The 22,210-nt window shown below is 42.7% G+C and carries 12 protein-coding genes; 6 read left to right on the forward strand and 6 right to left on the reverse strand.

Features of this window, described 5'->3' with window-relative positions; all coding sequences use genetic code 11:
- Nucleotide 1: 1 nt before the first annotated feature.
- A complete protein-coding gene (locus DXA15_RS05800) occupies nt 2-2,044 on the reverse strand; it encodes a sensor histidine kinase KdpD (RefSeq protein ID WP_128133413.1) in 2,043 nt (680 codons plus the stop codon).
- A gap of 231 nt (nt 2,045-2,275) precedes the next feature.
- Between DXA15_RS05800 and DXA15_RS05805 the strand changes: the two genes are divergently transcribed.
- The 6 genes from DXA15_RS05805 to DXA15_RS05830 all read left to right on the forward strand — a co-directional run bounded on the left by DXA15_RS05805 (nt 2,276) and on the right by DXA15_RS05830 (nt 12,919).
- Complete coding sequence (locus tag DXA15_RS05805; RefSeq protein ID WP_128133414.1) at nt 2,276-3,634, forward strand: TIGR00341 family protein; 1,359 nt, start codon at nt 2,276-2,278, stop codon at nt 3,632-3,634.
- 15 nt (nt 3,635-3,649) lie between these two features.
- Nucleotides 3,650-5,782, forward strand: a complete 2,133-nt coding sequence (locus DXA15_RS05810) for a S46 family peptidase (RefSeq protein ID WP_350464035.1) — start codon at nt 3,650-3,652, stop codon at nt 5,780-5,782.
- Nucleotides 5,783-6,687: 905 nt separating this feature from the next.
- Nucleotides 6,688-7,290 (forward strand): RNA polymerase sigma-70 factor, encoded by a 603-nt coding sequence (locus DXA15_RS05815; protein WP_128133416.1) that lies wholly within the window; start codon nt 6,688-6,690, stop codon nt 7,288-7,290.
- Between the two features lie 73 nt (nt 7,291-7,363).
- Nucleotides 7,364-7,612 carry a hypothetical protein gene (locus DXA15_RS05820; RefSeq protein WP_128133417.1) on the forward strand — a complete coding sequence of 83 codons (249 nt, stop codon included), beginning with the start codon at nt 7,364-7,366 and terminating at the stop codon, nt 7,610-7,612.
- 68 nt (nt 7,613-7,680) lie between these two features.
- A complete protein-coding gene (locus DXA15_RS05825) occupies nt 7,681-10,998 on the forward strand; it encodes a TonB-dependent receptor (protein ID WP_233566908.1) in 3,318 nt (1,105 codons plus the stop codon).
- A gap of 19 nt (nt 10,999-11,017) precedes the next feature.
- Nucleotides 11,018-12,919, forward strand: a complete 1,902-nt coding sequence (locus tag DXA15_RS05830) for a RagB/SusD family nutrient uptake outer membrane protein (RefSeq protein ID WP_128133418.1) — start codon at nt 11,018-11,020, stop codon at nt 12,917-12,919.
- Nucleotides 12,920-13,031: 112 nt separating this feature from the next.
- On the opposite strand, the gene galA is transcribed toward DXA15_RS05830, so the two are convergent.
- The 5 genes from galA to DXA15_RS05850 all read right to left on the reverse strand — a co-directional run bounded on the left by galA (nt 13,032) and on the right by DXA15_RS05850 (nt 22,192).
- On the reverse strand, nt 13,032-15,758 hold the full coding sequence (gene galA, locus DXA15_RS05835; protein ID WP_303645827.1) for a beta-galactosidase GalA: 2,727 nt from the start codon (nt 15,756-15,758) through the stop codon (nt 13,032-13,034).
- Nucleotides 15,674-15,865: a hypothetical protein gene (locus DXA15_RS26055; RefSeq protein WP_233566910.1), complete on the reverse strand. Its 192-nt coding sequence runs from the start codon at nt 15,863-15,865 to the stop codon at nt 15,674-15,676. Before DXA15_RS26055 ends, galA begins: the two co-directional genes overlap by 85 nt.
- Before the next feature lie 153 nt (nt 15,866-16,018).
- On the reverse strand, nt 16,019-16,954 hold the full coding sequence (locus tag DXA15_RS05840) for a glycoside hydrolase family protein (RefSeq protein WP_128133419.1): 936 nt from the start codon (nt 16,952-16,954) through the stop codon (nt 16,019-16,021).
- 301 nt (nt 16,955-17,255) lie between these two features.
- A complete protein-coding gene (locus tag DXA15_RS05845; RefSeq protein WP_128133420.1) occupies nt 17,256-18,905 on the reverse strand; it encodes a RagB/SusD family nutrient uptake outer membrane protein in 1,650 nt (549 codons plus the stop codon).
- An 11-nt stretch (nt 18,906-18,916) separates the two neighbouring features.
- The gene (locus DXA15_RS05850; RefSeq protein ID WP_233566912.1) at nt 18,917-22,192 is read right to left on the reverse strand and encodes a TonB-dependent receptor; all 3,276 of its coding nucleotides are present in this window, start codon (nt 22,190-22,192) and stop codon (nt 18,917-18,919) included.
- Between the last annotated feature and the right edge of the window lie 18 nt (nt 22,193-22,210).

A 22,210-nucleotide genomic window follows, 5' to 3' on the forward strand; every position in this document is an offset into this window, starting at 1 on the left:
TTTATTCCGGTTTGATCGGGATGATCAGCGTAATACGTAGTCCGGTTGTATAATCCGGGTCTACGTAGATGTGGCCTTTCATACGTTCTGCGATCTGGCGGCAAAGATATAATCCCAATCCTGAACCGGGAACGAAATCATCCGCTTTGGTGAACCGTTCGAATATCCATTCACGTTTATCGGGTGAAATACCGCAACCGGTATCTGTGATACTGACAATCATCCGGTTTTGTTCTTCTTCCGCTTTATAGGCAAGGACAATGCTTCCCCGTTCGGTGAATTTGTTCGCATTGTTCAGCAGATGGGCCAGGATCAGGCTGAAATGGCTTGAATTAGTAAAAGCAATATCCTTATTCCGGTCGCCTTCTATTTGGTAATCGATGTCCGGTTTGCTGTTGAGCCTTTTGAGTTGTTCCATTTCACAGGAACAAAGCAGATGGATATTGACCGGTGATAGGGGTAAATCCTCCTTGTTGCTGTCCAGCTGGGCAATTTCGAGTACGCTGTTCATCATAGAAGTGATATGGTTGCAGTTCTCGAAAATGATCTTGCTGAATTCCTGCTTTTCTTCGGGGGTAATATCTTCCGTTGTGATCAGGTCGGCAAACCCGTTGATTGCGTTCAGAGGGGTACGGACTTCATGACACATGTTCTTGATGAAGGCATTCTTCATCTTTTCACTTTCCTGCGCTTTTTCGCTGGCAAGGATGACCAGGCGGTTCGACTCCTGCAATTTCTTATATAATGCATTGATTTTCCATAGGCGGAACACAACAAAGACTGCGAAACTGATAGCCAGGATAAACAAGGCCAGGAACATATATAGTTGGCTCCGGCTTTTTTGTAAATCCACTTCCAGTGCTTTCTTTTCAATAACCAGTTCGTCAACCCGTTTCTTGATTTCCAGGTCTTCCAGCTTGTCATTTATGCTTTTCAACCGTGCGGAATCTAATAGGGCGGCGTATTCTTTGTGGGCATAAAAGGCATCTTTATACAGGTGAAGGCTGTCCAGCATATCTATTTTATCTTTGAGCGTCGATACAACATGTTCTGATAGGTCGACTTTCAAACCAGAGTTGCGGAAATAATGGATAACAGAGTCGCAATACCGGATGGATTTGGGATATTCGTTTATCAACCGGTAAAAATTCAGTGAAGTATAATAACGTTCATATTCGGGGGAAAAAGCTGCATCTTCAGGATATTTGCTGTTCAACTCCATAAAATGCCGGTAATAGGAAGTCGCAATATCTTTTCCCAGTGTTTTGGCAGAAAGGGCCAGAGAAGAATAAGCATTCAACAAATGCCGTTTTGTTACATAAAGACGTTTTTTCATCTCTTTTGTTTCTGCATATTCTTTTTGCATATCCAGGTAACGGATCGCATTTTTTATCTGATCCGATGTATCGACTGAATAAAGAGTCAGGATGTAGAATGAGTTCAGACGAAACAAATATGAATATTGTAACGGTATATTTTCCGAGAGAGCGATCACTTCCTTAAATCGTTCACTCACCATTTTTTGCAACTTTTCTTCATTACCCGGTTCAACACGGTTACTATAGGCCATTCCAAGAACATAGTTTATCGACATTTTCTCAAGAGGCGACAGTTTTTTGTCTGTTTCCAGTTTAAGCCGGTATTGCTCGATCAGTTTCTTCCTGTCTTCTCCTTCGGTATAGAAAACCACGCGTACGTCGATGATTGTCTGCATATAAGTTACCAGAAAATCGCGTGCTTTGCCTTTCAGTTCGCGTTTTGCTTCTTCCATGTAAACGTTTGTGCTGTCCTTGATGTCGTTGTTGACATAAAAGCGAAGAATTTCGGTCAGGGCAGCTTCTTTATAATAATCGTTATCGTTGGCCAGTGCTTCCTTATACAGTTGTTTGGCATAGTCAACCTGTTTTTCCTGCCGGGAGATATCCATCAGGTTTGTCAATGTCTCCAGCTTTTCTTCCGGGGAGGATACCGATTTTAAAGCAACGCTTAAAGCCTCTTTGGTAGCCGTGTTGTCGGCAGCAGCAAAGAGTATATTGCCAAGCATGTATATCAGAATTAAGCAGCGTTTCATTATTTATATAAACATTTAGATGGACTCCTTTTCAAAATAACATTCTTCTTTGTGCAAAGTTAATTGAAAATCAATAAGACTTCGAGTTTTATGCCGGTTATTCTTGTTCACACTTCTTATTTTTTATTTAGGGATACTATTTCTATCTTTGCACGATTAAGGTGTGGCTATTAGTCGGAGTATTTATCAATACAAGAGAGTGGGATGGAAAAAGGAGTGTTACACAAGCAAATACGGGACTTCTTTGTTCGTAATTTTGACGTTCGCCAGGAGAAGGAAGATGAACTCGAAACGGTTGAGTCTATAAGAAAAGGTATTGAGTTTAAAGGTACTAATCTTTGGGTTTTGATCTTTGCAACATTTGTCGCTTCATTGGGTTTGAATACAAACTCTACGGCGGTGATTATCGGTGCGATGTTAATCTCTCCGCTGATGGGGCCTATTATGGGGTTCGGTCTCGGGTTGGGCATCTATGATTATGACTTGATCAAGCGGTCTTTCCGTAATTTTGCGACGGCAACGGTGTTCAGTGTCATCACTTCAACCCTGTTCTTTTTGATCTCTCCGATCAGTGAGGCGCAAAGTGAATTGTTGGCGCGTACGCAACCGACCGTCTATGATGTCCTGATCGCTTTCTTTGGCGGATTGGCCGGTATTGTTGCCAGTTCGACCAAAAGTAAAGGAAATGTGATCCCGGGTGTGGCTATCGCAACGGCGTTGATGCCGCCGCTCTGTACGGCCGGTTTCGGATTGGCAAGCGGGAATCTTTATTATTTCTTCGGTGCTTTTTATCTCTATTTTATCAATACGGTGTTTATCAGTCTGGCGACTTTCCTGGTTGTCCGTGTACTGAAATATCCGAAGAAGATATTCCTGGATAAACAGCGTGAAAAAGTAGTGACACGTTATGTTGGGGTGATTGTTTTTTTCACGATCGTACCGAGTCTTTTCCTGAGTTATAACTTGATCCGTTCCAGTTACTTCAATGACCGGGTTACTAATTTTGTGACGGAAGAATTGGCTTTTCCTAATACGCAGATATTGAGTAAAACAGTGACGGATACGAGCGAGAAGAAAGAAGTAAAAGTTGTAATGATCGGTGAAAATGTGCCGGAACCCATGATCGAAATAGCCCGGACCCGGCTTCGCAAATATGGTTTGAAAGATGTCTCTCTGGTTGTCCAGCAAGGTTTCGGACAGGAAGCTACTGATATAAACGAGCTGAAAAGCATGCTGATGCAGGATTTGTATAAAAACAGTGAAGAAGTTCTTCGGGTACAATCCATACAGATCGATTCCTTGAAAAAGACGGTAGATCGGTATAAGAGTGCTTCGCGTATGACTTCGGAGTTGATCCCGGAGATGAAAGTTTTATTCCCGTCTGTTCTTGAAGCCTCTTGTTCAAATACCTATATTGTAAGTACTGACAGCATGAAACAGGACACAGTCATGTTGGTTTACCTAAAAAGCAAAGAGCGTATCAATGAAAAAGAACAGTTAAAGATCCGTGAGTGGCTCGGTGCACGCGTAAATGCGAAAAATATTAAATTACTAATAGAATAAAAAAGAATGAATTTTATGAAGAAGGTGTGGGCAGTTTTACTGCTTCTTGTTGCTGCAGGCCAGATATATGCCGATGAGGGCATGTGGGTTCTGAAGGAACTTAACAAACAAAATCTGGCTCGAATCAAGGAATTGGGATTTGTCCCGTCCTATCAGCAACTTTACAGTGAAACCGACCCGTGTGTGGCCAATGCTGTTGTTATTTTCGGTGGCGGATGTACCGGTATTACCGTATCGGAAGAAGGATTGATCTTTACTAATCACCATTGTGGTTTCGGTTCTATCCAGCAGTTGAGTAGCGTTGAACATGATTATCTGAAAGACGGCTTCGTTTCTCAGAGTAAGGAAGAAGAGTTGCCCGTTCCGGGACTGAGCGTGCGCTACCTGCGTGAAACGGTTGACGTAAGCGACCGTATCAACGGTGAAATCGCCGGTATTGAAGAAGAATATTTGCGTTTGGCTGCTGCCGATTCTATCGGACAGGTCATCTGCGACTCGATCGGCAATACGGAATTTCAGGCTGCGGATGTAGTGCCTTTCTATAATAATAACAAGTATTTTCTGGTTGTTTACGATGTGTTCAACGATGTTCGTATGGTATTTGCTCCGCCCAGTTCAGTCGGAAAGTTCGGTGGTGACACGGATAACTGGATGTGGCCGCGTCATACAGGCGATTTCTCCGTATTCCGCGTATATGCCGATGCAGGCAATAAACCGGCTGAATACAGTAAAGACAACAAGCCTTACAGTCCTAAATATGTAGCTGAAGTTTCCCTTCAGGGATATCAGGATAAAGACTATGCGATGACAATCGGTTTCCCGGGTAGCACAGACCGTTATTTATCTTCCTGGGGTGTGAAACAGCGTATCGAAGACAGTAACAAGCCCCGTATCGAGGTGCGCGGCATCAAACAGGCTATCTGGAAAGATGCTATGTCGGCAAGCGATGAAGTCCGTATCAAATATGCCTCCAAATATGCCGGTAGCTCTAACTACTGGAAGAATTCCATCGGTATGAACCGCGGTCTGGCTAATCTGAACGTGATAGAACGTAAGAAGGAAGAGGAAGCTGCTTTTGCCGCTTGGGCCGGTCAGACACCTGAACGTAAAGCTAAATACGGCGAAGTGCTGAACCTGTTGGAAAAAGGATATACTTCGACGGATGAATACCGGAAAGTTTCCACTTATCTGTCAGAAGCATTCGTCAGCGGTACTGAAATTGTACGCCTGGCGCGTATGGTGCAGGGAGTAGACATTAAGGGTTCTACTCCGGAAGAAATAGACATGGTCCTGAAAGATAAGATCCAGCCGTTCTTTAAAGATTACGATGCCTCCCTTGACCAGAAGGTATTGGCTGCCATGATGAAAGTGGTGAAAGAGCGTGTTCCGGCTCAATATCTTCCGGATATCTATCAGAAAGTGGATAAGAAGTATAAAGGTGACTATGCTAAATATGCAGCAGACGTCTTTAAGAAGACTTCGCTTTTGTCGTATGACAGGATCGAGAAGATGCTGAAAGATCCGAAACTGTATGCAAAACTGAAAAAAGACCCGGCTGCCGAACTGAGTTTGTCCACGCTGATCTCTTTGTTCGAGTTGCAGCAGTTTATGGGCGATGCTCATTACGATATTGCCAAAGGCGAACGTCTGTATTTTGCCGGACTGAAGGAAATGTATCCGGAAAAGCCCCTTTCTTCCGATGCGAACTTTACGATGCGTTTAAGTTATGGTTCTATCGGAGGGTATCATCCGTATGATGCAGCCTGGTATGACTATTACTCAACGGAGAAAGGTATCCTGGAAAAAGAAAATCCGGAAGATGACGAGTTCTGGGTTCAACCGGAAATCCTGGACCTGATCCGCAGCAAGGATTTTGGCCAGTATGCTAACGAAAACGGACAGTTGCAGCTTTGCTTCCTGACAAACAACGATATTACCGGTGGTAACTCAGGTAGCCCGGTGTTTGATAAGAATGCCCGTCTGATCGGTCTTGCTTTCGACGGAAACTGGGAAGCCATGAGCGGTGACATCGCTTTCGAACCGGACTTGCAGCGTTGCATTGCAGTGGATATCCGTTATGTACTTTATATGATCGACAAGTGGGGTAAATGCCCGCGACTGATCAAGGAATTACAGTTGGTACGGTAATATTGAATGATCAGCATATACGGAAAAGCCTGGCGGAATTAACTTCGTCAGGCTTTTTTGTGAAACAATTATTCTTCCCTATAATTTGGCTGGAATGGATTCTCTTATGTCAAAATGACAGAAGATAACGAAGACTTAAAACCTCGAATGCCAGAGGATATAAAACATATAGCCTCCTGATATCAAGCAACTTGCAGTTTCCTAAATTTTTTTAATAAGGAAACGCTAGTTCCCTTATGAGGAAACTACAATTTCCTCGGCAGGAAACGCTGGTTTCCTCCTGAAGAAACTACAGTTTCCTGCATAGGAAACTGAGAGAAGACAGAATGTCATAGAACTTCAGTTAGGCACCCTCTTGCTGAAGTTCCATTAAAAACAAAACACAAACAGCTGAAAAATATCAAACAATAAACAATAGATGTGGCTTGATGAAGGCAAAATCGGAACCGGATTCGTGCTTCTATCTTGCAGCTTATTAGGGAGATATTGAATTTAAATGAATGATGACCCCGGCTCTGATAAAAATCTTTTTCTTTTTACTTGTTTTATCCGGTGCTTCTCCATACTTTTGCCTTTGTACTCCGGTATAGCGTTATCGGCCAGTACATTTTATTGATTACAAGAGCGTTTAAAGATATTATCCTAGTTGGAAAATTCGACACTTTCACAAGCACCGGATAATAGACAGTAAAACGCTCACGTACCTTTTTTTGTTATATCTGTTCATTACATTGCTATACGCATATGTTTTATGGATGTACAAATAAAAGGGCGTGAGGGTGTCTGTTGTATATTGGTGCTTAGGGCGTCGAATCCCTCCAATTAGATATATCAACAGTCCTCACGCCTCTTTTATTTTATAACCGTCCACCCGGGGATTGATGGATAAAATTGTATTTTTAGTTATGAGCAGCCCCCTTCTTTTACAGCAATTAAAGGACGGAAATGAGAAGACCTTTAAGCAAATCATGAAATCGTACTTGCCTCGTTTGTATTCATTTGTCAATATTTATATTGTAGACAAGGAAGTAACCGAAGAGATTATGCAAGATACGTTCATGGCTCTTTGGAATCAACGAAGAGACCTGGATGATGAAACCTGCCTGATTACTTATCTGATGGTTGTCAGCCGTAACAAATGCCTGAACTATTTGAAAAAGCTACAACTGGAAACTATCCCTATCGACAGCCTGAGTGAATCCTCGCTTTATCAAAGAAGTAATATATATGTTCTGGAGGATGATTCTCTGGAAAAACTTGCCATGAAGGAACTTACCCATGCTATAAATGTTTCTTTGACCAAACTATCTCCCCGAACCAGAGAAATTTTTATACTTAGTCGTTTCAGTGGTCTTAAGAACAAAGAAATAGCCGATCAATTAGGCCTTACTACAAAAGGTATAGAATACCATATAGGGAATGCTTTGAAGCAATTGAGAAACGATTTGTCAAAAGATTATTTCGCCATCTTTTATTGTTTACTGCTTTCCCTTTTAATCAAGAAGTAAAAAACAATTTTTTCTACTAGGGTGAAATCCGTGAATGTTGTTCCTCTTTTTATACACACTATGTAAAATAAGTATGGATGACGAAATGTTGATACGATTTATAAAAAGACAGTGTTCTTCTTCAGAGGCGAGGAAAATTCTTTTATGGATTGAACTGAATGAAGAAAACAAAGCGCATTTTACTCAATTACAATCCTTATGGGCTTCCGCCGATATATGCTTTGCCGTACAAAATGACAAAGTAGATTCGGAAGGAACAATAAAGAGACTGGCTTCGATTGTGAAGAAATTCAAGCTGAAGATCAATGATCCTATAGAATGAGAATCAAATAATTTTTTAAGAATAGTGTTTTTAAATCTTTTATTGTTTAATAATTTAAATCTAGTATTATGGGAAAAAGTAGCCTTAAAGAAAGCTCCCCTTGTAAAAAAGAACGATGGAGGATAGTATTGGCTCTAGGTGCCTGCTGCCTGGTTTCATTATCCGTATCTGCCAATGTTTCAACGTTTCAATCAGTCCCTGAAAATGAATTTCCCCATGAGGAGGAAGTTAGCCAGGAAGGCTTTAAAGTAAAGGGCCAGGTGCTCGATAACCTGGGAGAACCGTTACCGGGTGTTAATGTCATGGTGAAAGGTACTATGACGGGGATTATCACCGATGTGGATGGTAATTATGAGATTGTAGCACCCTATTCAAAGGCAAGCCTTGTCTTTTCGTATGTAGGTTATCAACCCCAGGAAATAAGTTTGAGCGGTAAACATATACTGAATGTAACTTTAGTTGAAGATACGAAGGCATTGGAAGAAGTTGTGGTAGTCGGCTATGTCACTCAGAAAAAAGCGACTATCACAGGTTCTGTGGCAACTATTACGACTAAAGATCTTAAACAGAGTCCAACTGCCAATCTGAACAATGCATTGGCCGGACGTATGCCAGGGCTGATGGTGAACCAGTTCAATGGAGGTGAGCCGGGTGTTGATAAGGCGGATATCCGTATCCGTGGTATGGCGACCTATGGAGATCAGTCACCCATTGTAATTGTGGATGGGGTGGAACGGGATATGAGTTATCTGGCACCGGAAGAAATCGAAACGTTTACCATCCTGAAGGATGCTTCGGCTACAGCACCTTATGGTGTGCGTGGTGCGAACGGTGTGATCATTATCACGACTAAACGAGGTAAAGCATCTGAAAAACCGAATGTAAACTTTAAAGCATCTGTCGGAACAAACAGTCCTGTAAAATTTCCAACCTATCTAGGTTCGGCCGATTATGCGACTTTGTATAATGAAGCGATGATCAATACAAATCCGGGAACAGACCCCTCTAAATTAGGCTTGTTCAGTCAGCAGGCTATCGACAATTACCGGATTGCAAAAGGGGACAACTCGGATGGCCTTGGATATAACTGGGATTATTTCGATTATGCATTCAAACCGGGTGTGCAGCAGGATTATAGTTTGTCTGTGCGGGGTGGTTCGGAACGTGCCCGTTATTATGTAATGGCAAATTACTATACTCAAAGCGGTAATTATAAGCATACCGATATGACGGATACGGACACGCAGGCTAACTTTACACGGTATAATTTCCGGGCCAATGTGGATGTCGATATCACAAAAGATTTTTATATCAAACTGGATCTGGGAGCTCAGATTACGGATCGTAAGGCGCCGGGAACAACCGCTGACAGGATTGTCGCCTTATGTAATACGCAGCCCTCCTATCTGCCTATTACTGTACCGGATAACGGAAACCCTGAAAACGAAACGTTTGTCTTGGAGAATCCCTACGGACTTTTATATGGAGATTATAAGCATCGTCGTAATATCTTAGGAGAATTATCCAGGACGGGTAGCCTGACAGAAAAGAAGACCTATCTGAACGGTTCTTTCTCTATTGGTCATAAGTTGGATTTTATCACGAAAGGTTTACGTGTGGAAGGAGTATTTTCTTATGATGCCAAAGAAGGTAACTGGATTAACCGTGTGCTGGGCGACCGTGCCGATGGGTATGCGAGTTATGCAAGATATGCAACCTTCCAGCCGGGTGAGGGTAGTTACGGTTCCTATTATATGAATAACGGTGCTCCTTATGACGGCACTTATATCAAAGGTAATCCGTGGTATGCACAGGATGAAACGATCATCAACAGTTTCTCTCATAATGAAGCGGAAGCAAAAACCTATTATCAACTGAAGTTAGATTATATGCGTACATTCGGTAAACATGACGTAACAGGAATGGTTTTGTTCAACCGTTCACACCGTACCATCGATAACCGTGTTGCTTATCGTTATCAGGGATTAACTGCCCGGGCTACTTACGCTTATGCAAATAAATATCTGGCAGAATTTAATGTCGGTTATAACGGATCGGAGAACTTTGCACCCGGTAAACGATACGGAACATTTCCGGCAGGTTCTGTCGGATGGGTGATTTCCCGCGAAAATTTTATGAAGAGGACGGAGAAATGGTTGGATATGCTGAAGATTAGAGCTTCTTACGGATTAGTCGGTAGCGATAAGATCTCCGATTATGACGGTGACCGTTTTGCTTATTTGCAATTCTATGGCGAAGGTAGTGGGTATGATTTTGGTGAAAATGAATTCAACCAGTGGACGAGCGGTGTTGGCGAAGGTAATTTTGCTAATCCGAACCTGACCTGGGAAAAAGCCAGAAAGCTGAATGTCGGTATTGATGCTTCATTTTTTGGAGAACGCCTGACAATTAGTGCCGACTATTTCCATGAACATCGCTATGACATTATTACTCATTTGAGTGGTAGTGATAAATTAGGTTTTCCGCAGATTGTGGGGAAAGATGCACCGTTTCTGAATTCAGGAGTAGTAGACAATAGAGGTATTGATTTTGAGGTCGGATGGAACGGGCGTATCGGAAAAGACTTTCGTTATTACATCAAGCCGAACTTTACTTTTGCGCGCAATAAGATCCGGTTCATGAATGAAGTGGTTTATGAGAACGAATGGCGCAGAAATACCGGTAAACGTATTGAAGAACACTTTGTGTATGAAGTAGATCATTTTGTTTACGACCAGGCGGAAGCCGACAGGCTGAACGCAATGAACGGTAATAACGGTTTCCAGCAGTGGGGCAAGCTATATCCGGGTGATGTGGTCTATAAAGACCTGAATGAAGATGGCGTTATTAATGATGATGACAGGCGGGCAATGGGTAATCCCCGTACTCCGGAGATACAGTTTGGTATTCCGTTGGGAATCCAGTATAAAGGTATTGATGTTAGTTTCTTATTCCAGGGTGCTGCCAACACGAGTCTGTTGCTGAACGGTCCTGCTACCTGGGACTTCCCGGCCTATGAGCAAGACCAGATAGGTAAAGTAAAGCCTATGCACCTGAATCGCTGGACAGAAGAAACAAAGGATGCGGCGACCTATCCGCGACTGACAATCGGCGCTTACGAAAACAATAAGAATGAGAGCAGTAGCCTCTATCTGTATAATGCCTCTTATCTGCGTTTGAAGAATGTGGAAGTAGGCTATTCATTACCGAAAAACTGGATCCGTTTTGCCGGATTCCAAAATGTGCGTTTCTATGCACAAGGTATGAACCTACTTACATTTGACGGATTGAATGATGTGGATGTAGACCCTGAAACCAAGAAGGGGAACGGTGCCTGGTATCCTATCCAGCGTATCTTTAATTTTGGAGTTGATATCACTTACTAATTAAAAAAACTAAGAAAAGATGAAGCATAAAATATTTTTGTTAGCAGGACTGGCTACTTGTCTTTCAGTCTTTATTTCCTGTGAGGATTATCTGGACAGGGCTCCGGATGATAAGACGACAGAACAACAAGTTTTCACACGTTATGAGAAAGTGGATGGTTTGGTTTCGGATTTATATGCCAACTGTAAATCTGCCAATAAGCCGTTGATTTATTTCAATCACTTCAGTTTATCCAGTATTTCGGATGAATGTTCGGCCAGTAGCCATGAAGGGGCTATTCCCCATCAGTTCAATGTCGGTAACTATGGGGCTTTGCAGAAAATGCCTAACGGCAGCGATGCCGGCCAGTATTGGAATGGTTTGTATTCTAAAATCCGTAAGGCAAATATTATCCTGGAAGGAGTCGCTAAATATAATACACCGGATAATCCCCAGAGCGGACGTGAAGGCGACCTGAACAGACGTATTGGCGAGGTCCATTTCTTACGCGGCTATCTGCATTATCTGGTGCTTCGGGCTTATGGTGAAGCGGTATATATAGACCATGTAATTAATCCGGACGATGATATGACTTTTACAAAGGAGTCTTTTCACACGATTGCAGATAAGATCTGTGCGGATGCCGATGAGGCACTGGCCCGCGTGGATGCCTCGAATGGTGGAAATTACTTTGGTCGTGTTGATAAAGGCGCTTGCCTGGGATTGAAAGCGATTGTGCGCTGGATGCAGGCTACTCCACTGTGGAACGGAGGCTCTTTACCGAACGATACCCGTGTCTTTAAAAGTGAATATGGCTATGACCTAAAACGTTGGGAAGCAGCAAGGGAAGCAGCCAAAGCTGTTCTTGAAGCTAAAAAAGAGGATGGTTCGAACCGGTATCAGTTGTATACTAAATATGATGCGAGCGATTTTAAAGATATCGATGGTAAATCCAATACGAATAATGAGAAAGTTCAGCAGCGTTTATGGCGTATGAATTTTGAAATGGATGCGATTATGAGTGAATGGGTATGGTTTGTAACTAAGGATAAAGATACCGGTTGGTCCGGCGATATCCTGCCTCCGAGTCAAGGGGGGCATGCCCGCCAGCGGCCATTGCAGGAACAGGTAGATGAATATGAATATATAGGACCGGACGGATATGGTTATCCTATTTATGCCGATCGGGCAAATGCTGACGGTTATGATGATGAAAATCCATATGAAGGTATCCGTCGTGATCCGCGTTTGTATCGTGATATCCGTTATCATGGTTCTTGGTATGCCGGCCAGCAACTGAATACGGCATCCGGAGATGATGCTGTGAGTGGCAGTTACCTGGATCAGGCTTCCCATACGGGATATTATCTGCGTAAGTTTTATAAAGATGGTTGGACAAGAGGACACGGCGGACATACTATCAACGGTCCGGCAATCTGGAGGCTTCCGGCATTTATTTATATCTATTGTGAAGCTGTGAATGAGCTAAATGGTCCGAATGAGGAGATTTATAAAATGATAAATGAGGTACGTGCCCGTTCATTTATGGCTCCGATGCCTCCGGCTACAAAGACTGATAAGAAGTTGATGAATAGTTATATCCAGCGCGAACGCCGTGTAGAATTCTTTTATGAAAATGATCGTTATTGGACAGCCCGTTTGTATATGGAACCGGATGATACGGAACAACTGGCTCAGGAAAATAGCTATAGGGATGCCGATAGCTGGCCTTATGCTAAAACCCAGCGTTTTTCTCATGGAATGAAACCTGTAGAAGATCCGGATGGAAAGATTATGATTGGTGATAAAAAATATAAGATGAAACGTATCGCTGTGAATGACGGACGTGTATTCAGTTCCCCGCGTTCTTACCTTTGGCCGATCTATCAGGAGGAGCTGAAACGTTGCCCGTCATTGGTTCAGAATCCGGGATGGGAATAATGTAAAAGGGATGTGTTTTTAATTCTTAGCTGATTATTATCAGTAGAGGTTGTGTCAAAACGTTGGCACAACCTCATATTCACAATTGAACCCTTCGGGTCCTGCGTCGCTACTATTTTGTTGCCCGCTTTGTCCGGACTGTTACATTCCCTTTTAGACCGACGGCTTCGCCTGTCGTGCCGTTCAGCAGAACGCGCAGGTCACATCTCTCTTTTACGGCAGGGAATTCAACGGTGAAGTCTTCTTCCTTATCTGTCGTTTTGGAGCCGATCAATTGGCCGTTCAGCCAGATTTCGGCTTTACCTGTCAGTTGTTTGAACAGGATGTTTCCGCCTTCTTCCCGATGGGCCTGGTAAGGATTGAATGTCGCATGTAAAATAACGAAATTGGCATTCTCCAATTTGATCAGATCGCCACCTGAAATAGGTTGCCAGCTGTTCATGTCGTTGTCGGCTATCTGGCGGGTGGCGTCGGGTTTATCGGTGGAAAGGGGAGAGGCTGCCCATCTGTTCAGCAACATCGGTGGAAATTCTGGTGCGACGGATGGGACAGGGGCTACCTGATCGGCATTGATCGTGATGGTTGCCGGCTTCAGTCCCGGAGTTGAGGCTGTCAGGGTGATTGGACCCGAACCTTCCTTGCTCTGGATGATAACTTGTGCGAGGCCGTAGAACAGGCTGCGTTTGTTGCCCTTTTCAGGCTCGTGGCAGTTCGGATTTCCATTGCCCAGACCGATGATTTCGGCAGGTCCTGTAACGGTGAATTCCATCATATTGTTGGCTGTCGGTACGTGACGGCCTTTGGAATCTACTACCTCTACAGTGATTGGCATAGCATCCCGGCCATCACCTGCCAGGCTGTTACGGTCGGGCGTCAGGCGAACCTGGACAGGTTCTTTGGTCGTTTCCACTTTCGTGCGTGAAACGATCTTTCCGTTTTTATAGCCGATCGCTTCCAGTTTGCCCGGTTTATAGGGGACAGACCAGGTATTCATTTCGTACGGGTCTACCGTTTGTTCGGAGATTTCTTTGCCGTTCAGCAATAGTTTTACCTTATCGGCATTGCTTAAAGCCATTACTTTGATAGGTTTTCCGATAGAATCGGCTGGCCAGTTCCAATGGGGAACCAGTTCCAGGACGGGTTTATCTTTTACCCATTGTGCCTGATGCAGGTAATAAGCCATTTTGGGGAATCCGCATAAGTCCATGATACCGAAGAAAGAGCTGACGGAAGGCCATCTGAACGGAGTCGGTTCGCCATGATAATCGAACCCAGTCCAGTAGAAACAACCGGCCATCCAAGGACGCTCTGCCACAGCTTTCCAGGCTCTGCGGTGGGTTGCACCCCAGTCGGCGCATTGTGTATCGTATGAATCCATCAGGTTTTTCGATCTGTCCGTTACATATTCACCCCGGATCATAAAGGCGGAGCCGTCTTCTGAGCTGGTCAGGGGCAGGTCCGGATTTTCTTCGTGGAAACGGTCGTAGCTTTCGATCTGATAATTGAACCCACCTACATCTACGGCTTGCGATACATTGTATTCGGAGAAGAATCCTCCGTTCATAGCGGCTGTTATGGGGCGTGTCGGGTCCATCTTCTTAACGACGTCGTACATGCGGCGAACCATTTCGTACCCGTTTTCAGTTCCCTGCATCGGCTCTTCATTGAATACCGACCAAAGGATTACGCTCGGGCAGTTACGGTCGCGACGGACCAGCCATTCCAGTTGGCGTACATATTCAGGTGAGGTATTGAACAGTCTGTTTTCATCCAGTACCATAATCCCCATACTATCGCAGGCTGCCATAAACTCTTTGGCTGCCGGATTGTGAGCAACCCGATAGGCATTGACACCCATTTCTTTCAGTTTGCGGAGGCGGAACTCCCATAAGGCATCAGGCACGGCTACGCCCACTCCGGCATGGTCCTGATGGTTACAGACGCCTTTTATCTTGATGTTCTCCCCATTTAGCCAAAAACCGGTATTGTTATCGAAACGGATGGTCCGGAAACCGCATCTGGTTTCAGCTTCGTCCGTTACAGCACCGTTCTGTTTGACCACTGTTTTAACTTTATAAAGGGTGGGATTGTCCGGTGACCAGAGTTGAGGGTCTGAAACTGTCATTGACAGGCTGGCGATTCCTTCTCCCAATGCTCCGACAGAGAGTTTTTGGGTTTGCGTCGTGATTGGTTTGCCATCGGGGGCAAACAAGGAAACTTCTACCTCGCTATTGGCCGGCTGTTTGCCTGCGTTATATAAGGAAACCTCTACAGGTATTTCCCACTGACTTTCGGTTTTCTTGACAGGGTTGGCGAATACACCGTCGGTGATGATATGCAGCGGCGAACGTTTTACCAACCAGGTGTGGCGGTAAATACCGGCTCCTTCATACCACCAGCCTTCCTGGGCATCCGCATCTACACGTACGGCAATCGTATTTACATCGTCACCATAAGTGGCGTAGGGCGTGATGTCGATATACATGGACGTATAGCCGCACCAGTTGCGATGCAGTACGGTTCCGTTCACCCAGATCGTTGCATGTGTGGCGATACCGTCAAACTGTATTTCCAGATGTTTCCCTTTATCTTCGGGAGAGAGTTTGAATTTACGGCGGTACCAGCCGAAACCACGGTTATAGTATCCTTGCGAGAGGTTGGCTTCCGGATCGACGTTTCCTTCAATTGCCCAATCGTGCGGAAGGTCTACGATGTGCCAGGAAGAATCGTCGTAGTTCGGCGAGGCAGCCCCGCTTACATATCCGGCTTTGGCGTTCCGGTAAGTGGCATTGTGCCTTTGATAACGGGGTAGGGAATGTCTCCCTGATGGAAACTCCAGCCTTTATCCAGGGACAGGACTTCACGCGGTGTTACTTTTTCCTGTGCACTGATGTATTGGGACAGGAAAATACATAAAAAGATTAGGATTCTTTTAGATGTTGTCATGATATATTACTTGAATTTTAAGCTTAAAGAAGAATACAAATTTAGGTAAAAGTTCTTTTAAGATTAATAGCATGACAAAAATAGTGCATTTACTTTGAGTTTTGTTTGATATGAACGAAAAAAACTCCGCAAACGTTTGCGGAGTTCATATGTTTATTTTCCATCATTCCATTCTATTTTGAATACATATGATTTGGAAACAGAGCCTCCTTCAAGGTTAACGTCTCCGACGGCATAAAGATAGGCTGGTTTCCCATTTACCTGCAATATAGCCGGCCTTTCCATTTTACCGGAAGTACTTCTAATGAATAAATTGGGTGTTTTCAGCAATTCTTTCTGTTCGTTTTCTGTTCCCCAGTAATCAAATAATGTTCCCATAGCTATTTGGGCATCTTTCAGTTTGAATTGTAGTCCGTCTTTTGATTCCCAAAGAATCAGGTTTCCGAATATGCCGGTATTTTTTCCAAAATTATCTGTTGTGAGCAAATAATATTTTCCGTCGGTAGAAAAAGCTTGGGCATCTTCTATATAGGCGATGTTGTCTGTAATAGGTGCATCGCATAGCGTGTAGGGGCCTTCCAGTTTCTCTGCAACGGCATATCCGTAACTATGACTTGCTTTTGCATGTGGTTGAGTGATACAACTGAAGTAAATATAATATTTATTTTTTATTTTCAGGAAAGCCGGATTGCAAACACCTATAAAGGCATTATGAGTCCAATGGGAAGGATCTGTAGAAGGATCTAACATAATGCCATTGTCATTTCCTGCAAACGACCATGGACCGTTCAAATCATCAGCTGTCATCATACCAATTCTCATTTGTCCAGGTTTTGAGGGATTCTGGCAAATGTACAGAAGTACGTATTTTCCGTCAACATATTCTAATCGTGGGTTATGAGGTGCAGCCATTGTTGATGGATCGGATAGCATTTCCGAATGAAGTACAGAACAGACATATCTGAATGGACCTTCCGGACGATCTGCTACAAAATGAGCAATTTCCGCATCCTTTTCACTCCATCCTTCCATGCCGTCGGCTTTGGGCCATCTGCTGCTAAATACATGTACTTTTTTATCTTTTCCCATTATGGGGGATACACACCAGTTAAACCAGTCTTCTTCTTCTACAGCAGGTCCTATTAACTGGGCTGTTAAAGCTATGTGGGAATAAGGAAGTTTTAATTCTTGCCCTTTTGCTGATTTTAATATTTGTTTTTCTGATTTTTCTTTACATGAAGGAAAAGGTAGTAACAGACAACTAAATAAAGTTATCCATAATATTTTTGTTAAAGAATTATTCATTATACTGTTTGTAAGTCTGTTTATCAAATCCGGTCAATCAATCTAATGTATATCGGTATTGATTGACCGGGAAATTATTAAAAATTTAATCTGTCCATCCTGGATTTTGTGTCAACTTAGAGTTCTTGGATATTTCACTCTGAGGAATTGGCATAAAATACATCTTAGGGGTGAAAACCAGTGGAACAGCTTCTACTTCTTCATATTCATATGTGAATGAACCATTGGCCTCTTTAGTTATTACTACTCCTGTATAGTTTTTATTGTTCAGTTTTGTTTCTGCCAATTTCCATCTGCGTAAATCCCAATAACGGTGGTGCTCGAAACAGAGTTCAACATAACGCTCATTTCTGATTAACTCTCTCATCTGTTCTTTTGATAATCCTTCCTGAATATTGTTTGTGATGCCTGCACGTTTTCTCAATTTGTTTAAGGCAGCATATATTTCAGGAGTAGGACCTGTCGCTTCATTCTGAGCTTCGGCAAAATCCAGTAAAATTTCGGCATAACGGAAGATGATCCATGGTTGTACACTGCCATACCAGTAACCGTAAACCTCATTGGTAGGATCTACTGCTTTTACCGTCATATATCCGGTATATGTCGTGTAGATCTGATAAGCCGGATTTCCTTGCGGATTATCATAATCGTTTCCTCCCCGGTAAATATTTAATACGTAATTACGATTTAATTTTCCACCTTGCATGCCTGAAACTACAGCTTGATTATATGCAATATCGGCATAGAATCTGTCGTCTCTCCCTTCGTACGGATTGGCCGGGTCATATCCGGAACCTTCTTCATGGACCAGCTTCCCGTTTTTCATCGGGAAGGCATCTACCAATTCCTGTAAAGGAGAACAATGACCGGCGTCTCCGTTTGCCAGATCCAGTGTTTTTACGGCACAGTCCCATCCGTGAGATACATCCGGCATTCCATATTGCTTTTCAAGAATTACTTCGTTATGGGATTCTGACATATCCAACCACAATTGTTTCAGGTCAGGATATAAATCGTATTTACCTAAATCCATTACGGCTTTTGCCGCTGTAGCGGCCTCCTGCCATTTTGAAATATCGTTGTTCTCATTGTATAACGGACTGGCCCAATATAGTAAGGTTCTTGCTTTCAGAGATAAAGCTGCCCCCTTTGTTATTTTACCTCGCTCTGCATTTACAGGAAGATTGTCTACAATGCCGTTCATTTCATCAATAATAAACTGGAAACATTCATTTAATGAATTACGGGGAACTTCCAGATCATCACCGAGATCTTGTGGTTCTGTTAACAAAGGTACTCCTCCGTATCTTTTTAGCAAATCAAAGTACAACATAGCTCTGATAAACCGAACTTCGGCTGAAGTGACTTTCTTTACTTCTTCATCAACAGATGCTCCTGTAATATCTACAAGAAAGTCATTGGCAACCCGGATATATTGATAAGAATAACTCCAATTATCCATTGGATTACTTGTTTCATTCCATTCTCCCTTCAATACTTGTTCCGGTGAAGAACTGGGGAAATTATCGCGGGCCTCATCCGATATATTATTATACACATTATGATCCCATCCTGGTAATTTGATGTATAAGTGATTTACATACATCTGTATCAATGCCGGATCATTCCATACATCCGTGGAACTTATGCTTGACGGGTTTTCTCTGTTCAGGTCAACGCAGGAACTTAATGAGAATAAAGTGGCTAATGCTATTATTAAATATTTATGTAACATATTTTCTTGTTTTAAAAATTCACATTTAAACCTATACTAAACAATTTCTGTTGCGGATAATAGGCTCCTGTACCTGAACCAGCTTCCGGATCGAATCCTTTTAGCGGACTCCAGGTTAATAGATTCTGTCCGGATACATATACTCTTAAATTATTAATATCCCAATTCCTAATGGAGAATTTAGGGAAGGTATACCCCAAAGTAATAGTTTTCAAACGTAGATAAGCTGCATTTTTCAGCCAGAAATCAGAGTTTCTGTCGTTGATCGTTCTGGAACCAACCCACATTTGTGGATATTCGGCATCCGTATTTTCGGGTGACCAAGCATCAGCCAAATAAGCGTATGAATTTCCTCCGCTTAAAAATGTTACACGGGCTCTTGAAGAAAGCATAATGTTTCTTGCTGCTGCACCTTGCAACAAGAAGCTGAAATCAAAATTATTCCAGGTTGCATCTCCGGACAAACCAAGCATCAGTCTCGGCATATTACCATTATCTGAGAGCACAGTTTGATCCCTGCTGTCAATAATTCCGTTATTATCAATATCTGCGTATTTTATATCTCCGGCCATTGAGTTTACCCCGAATTGTTGGCCTCCCATCCAGTCTGCTGCCTCTTCCTTGCTTTGGAACAATCCGAGAGATTTATAACCATAGATGAATCCTAAAGGCCTGTCAATCTGTTTCTCATAATCCATTGCGTTGGCCGGATCGTCGATTTTTGTAACCCGGTCTTTGGCATAACTGGCTGTAAAACGAAGGTTGTAATTGACTTTATTTACCCGGTTGTTGTGAGTTAAAGTGATTTCAAAGCCTTTATTAATCATCGAGGCGTAATTTTCATTCGGCAGGGATCTACCGAATGTACCCGGTACAGAACGGACGCGGCTCCACAGAATATCACGGGTATCTTTTATAAAGTAATCGAGTTCGATACCCAATTTACCCTGCCAGAAATCAGCATCGACTCCGATGTTATAATTGTTGGCTGTTTCCCATGTGATATTTGAGTTGGGAAAAACATTGTAATAAATCAGAGATTGTGCTGTATTGTTATAAAATGGACCGTCAACGGAAGAAAGTACATAAGAGTCTTGCCACTGATAGGCGGAAACTTTATCATTACCTACTTGGGCGAAGGATGCACGTAGCTTTAAATTTGAAATAAAATCTAAAGAACTACTTTCTTTAAAAAAGTTTTCTTCTGAAATGCGCCATCCGGCAGATACAGCCGGAAAGAATCCCCATCTTTTGTTTTTCGGGAAAATATAGGAAGCATCGGCTCGGAAAGAGGCTTCAAACAGATATTTCGTATCAAAAATGTAACCTAATCGCCCAATGATGCCTTTACGTGCATCGTTAATACTGCTGGAACCCGTCATACTTTGATTTAATGAACCGCTTACAAACATTTCATCTTTGGAATTAATAGGAAAATCACGTTTTGTTCCGCTAAATGAATCTCCTAATGATTGATTTTGCTCATAAACCAATAAACCAGAGAAGTCATGTTTGTCTATAGTACGCTGGTAGTTTAAACCAATATTCAGAAATGTGGAATAAGTTTGATTGAAACTTTCGGATAATGTTGTTTTACCACCTTCTCCACCTGCCGTTTTTGATCCGATGATATTTCCGTTTTCATCTTCTGAATACATCGTGTATGGCGTGGAAAAAGTCTTCCCGAAATTGTAATATTTCCCAAAAGATACATTGGCATTGGCAGATAGCCCTTTTGTTATTGCATCCAGTTTGAGACTTGCACTTAATGTCCCTTGGAATGTGTTATATTTTTGTTGATTATATCCCGAATGTTTTACTTCTTCGACAACATGTTCTCCTCCTGTATTGATCGGATTTCCGCTTGGATAATAGGGTGTCAATGTAGGTAATACGGCTGTTGCATGCTGGAATAGGGCGGTGGATCCCACACTCGGACTGTTTGTTACTTCATAACGTCCGTCCAGACTAACACCGACACGCAAGATTTTTGAAATGTCGGCATCAACATTAGAACGGAATTTATAAGCTTTATAGTTGATATTGTCATACATTCCATCCTGATCTAAAACTCCCATGGACAAGAAATATTTGACAATCTCGGTTCCGCCGTTTATTGTAATATTATGGTTCTGCATTAGGGAAAAGTCTTTGAAAGAGGCGTCATACCAATCTCCTCCGGCTTGGCCGGTCTTGTATTTCTCAATGTCTTTTTCCGTATAGTAACGACTGGCATGTGCAGGGTTATTACGGTCATATCCCATGTTATCCAGAGCAATATTGGTGTTTGTGGCATATTCGTATGCGTTCATTAACTCCGGATACATTGTCGGACTTTGCGAAGAGATTGTCCCATTGTAGGTCAGACTCAGCTTCTCTTTTTTACCACGTTTCGTAGTAACCAGAAAAACTCCGTTGTTCGCACGTGCACCATATATAGCAGCAGCAGCTCCGTCTTTTAATACAGTAATACTTTCAATTTCATTCGGGTCGAAAGCATTGAAATTATCTCGTGGAACACCATCTACCACAATTAACGGGTCGTTATTATTTAAGGTACTGTTTCCCCTGATACTAAGGGTTGAACCTGAACTTGGTTCTCCGCTTGAATTTACAGCCAGCACACCCGGCATACGTCCGGCAACGGCATTGGAGAGGTTGGCAACCGGTGTTTGTACCAACGCTTTTCCGTCTATTGCAGCAACTGCGCCAGTCAGGTTTATCTTCTTCTTGGTCCCATATCCAACGACCACGACTTCTTCCAGATTCTGAGTATCTTCAACGAGCTGGATAGCTAATGATGTTTTATTTCCAACTGCTATATCCTGTGTTAAATAGCCGATATAGGAAATCTGGATCTGAGCATTCGCCGGTATTTCTAAGGTGAAATTTCCATCAATATCTGTAATGGTACCTCTGGAAGTGCCTTTCACGGTGATATTGGCTCCAATGATTGGTTCGCCGTTTTTATCGGTGACATTACCCTTGATTTGTTTATCTGGTGTCGATACCTCTTTCTTTTCAGCGAGAGGGAGGATCAGAATATGCCCTGCTTCAATTTTAAAAGTCAAACCGCTTCCGGCTAATACTTCTTCCAATGTTTTTGACAAGGTCTTATTCTGTTCTTTGATTACAACCTGTTTGTTGATGTTTAATTTACTCTGGTTGTAATCGACAGACAGGTCTGTTTGCTTCTCTATCTCCTGAAAAACTTTTTGTAAAGTAGTAGTTCCTTTGGGAAGACTGATTTTTTGATTTTGACCGAAAATGCTCCCTGATGCAAGCAAACTGAGAGCAAGTATAAA

The organism is Parabacteroides sp. AM58-2XD (assembly GCF_003463685.1).
Classification (GTDB): domain Bacteria; phylum Bacteroidota; class Bacteroidia; order Bacteroidales; family Tannerellaceae; genus Parabacteroides; species Parabacteroides segnis.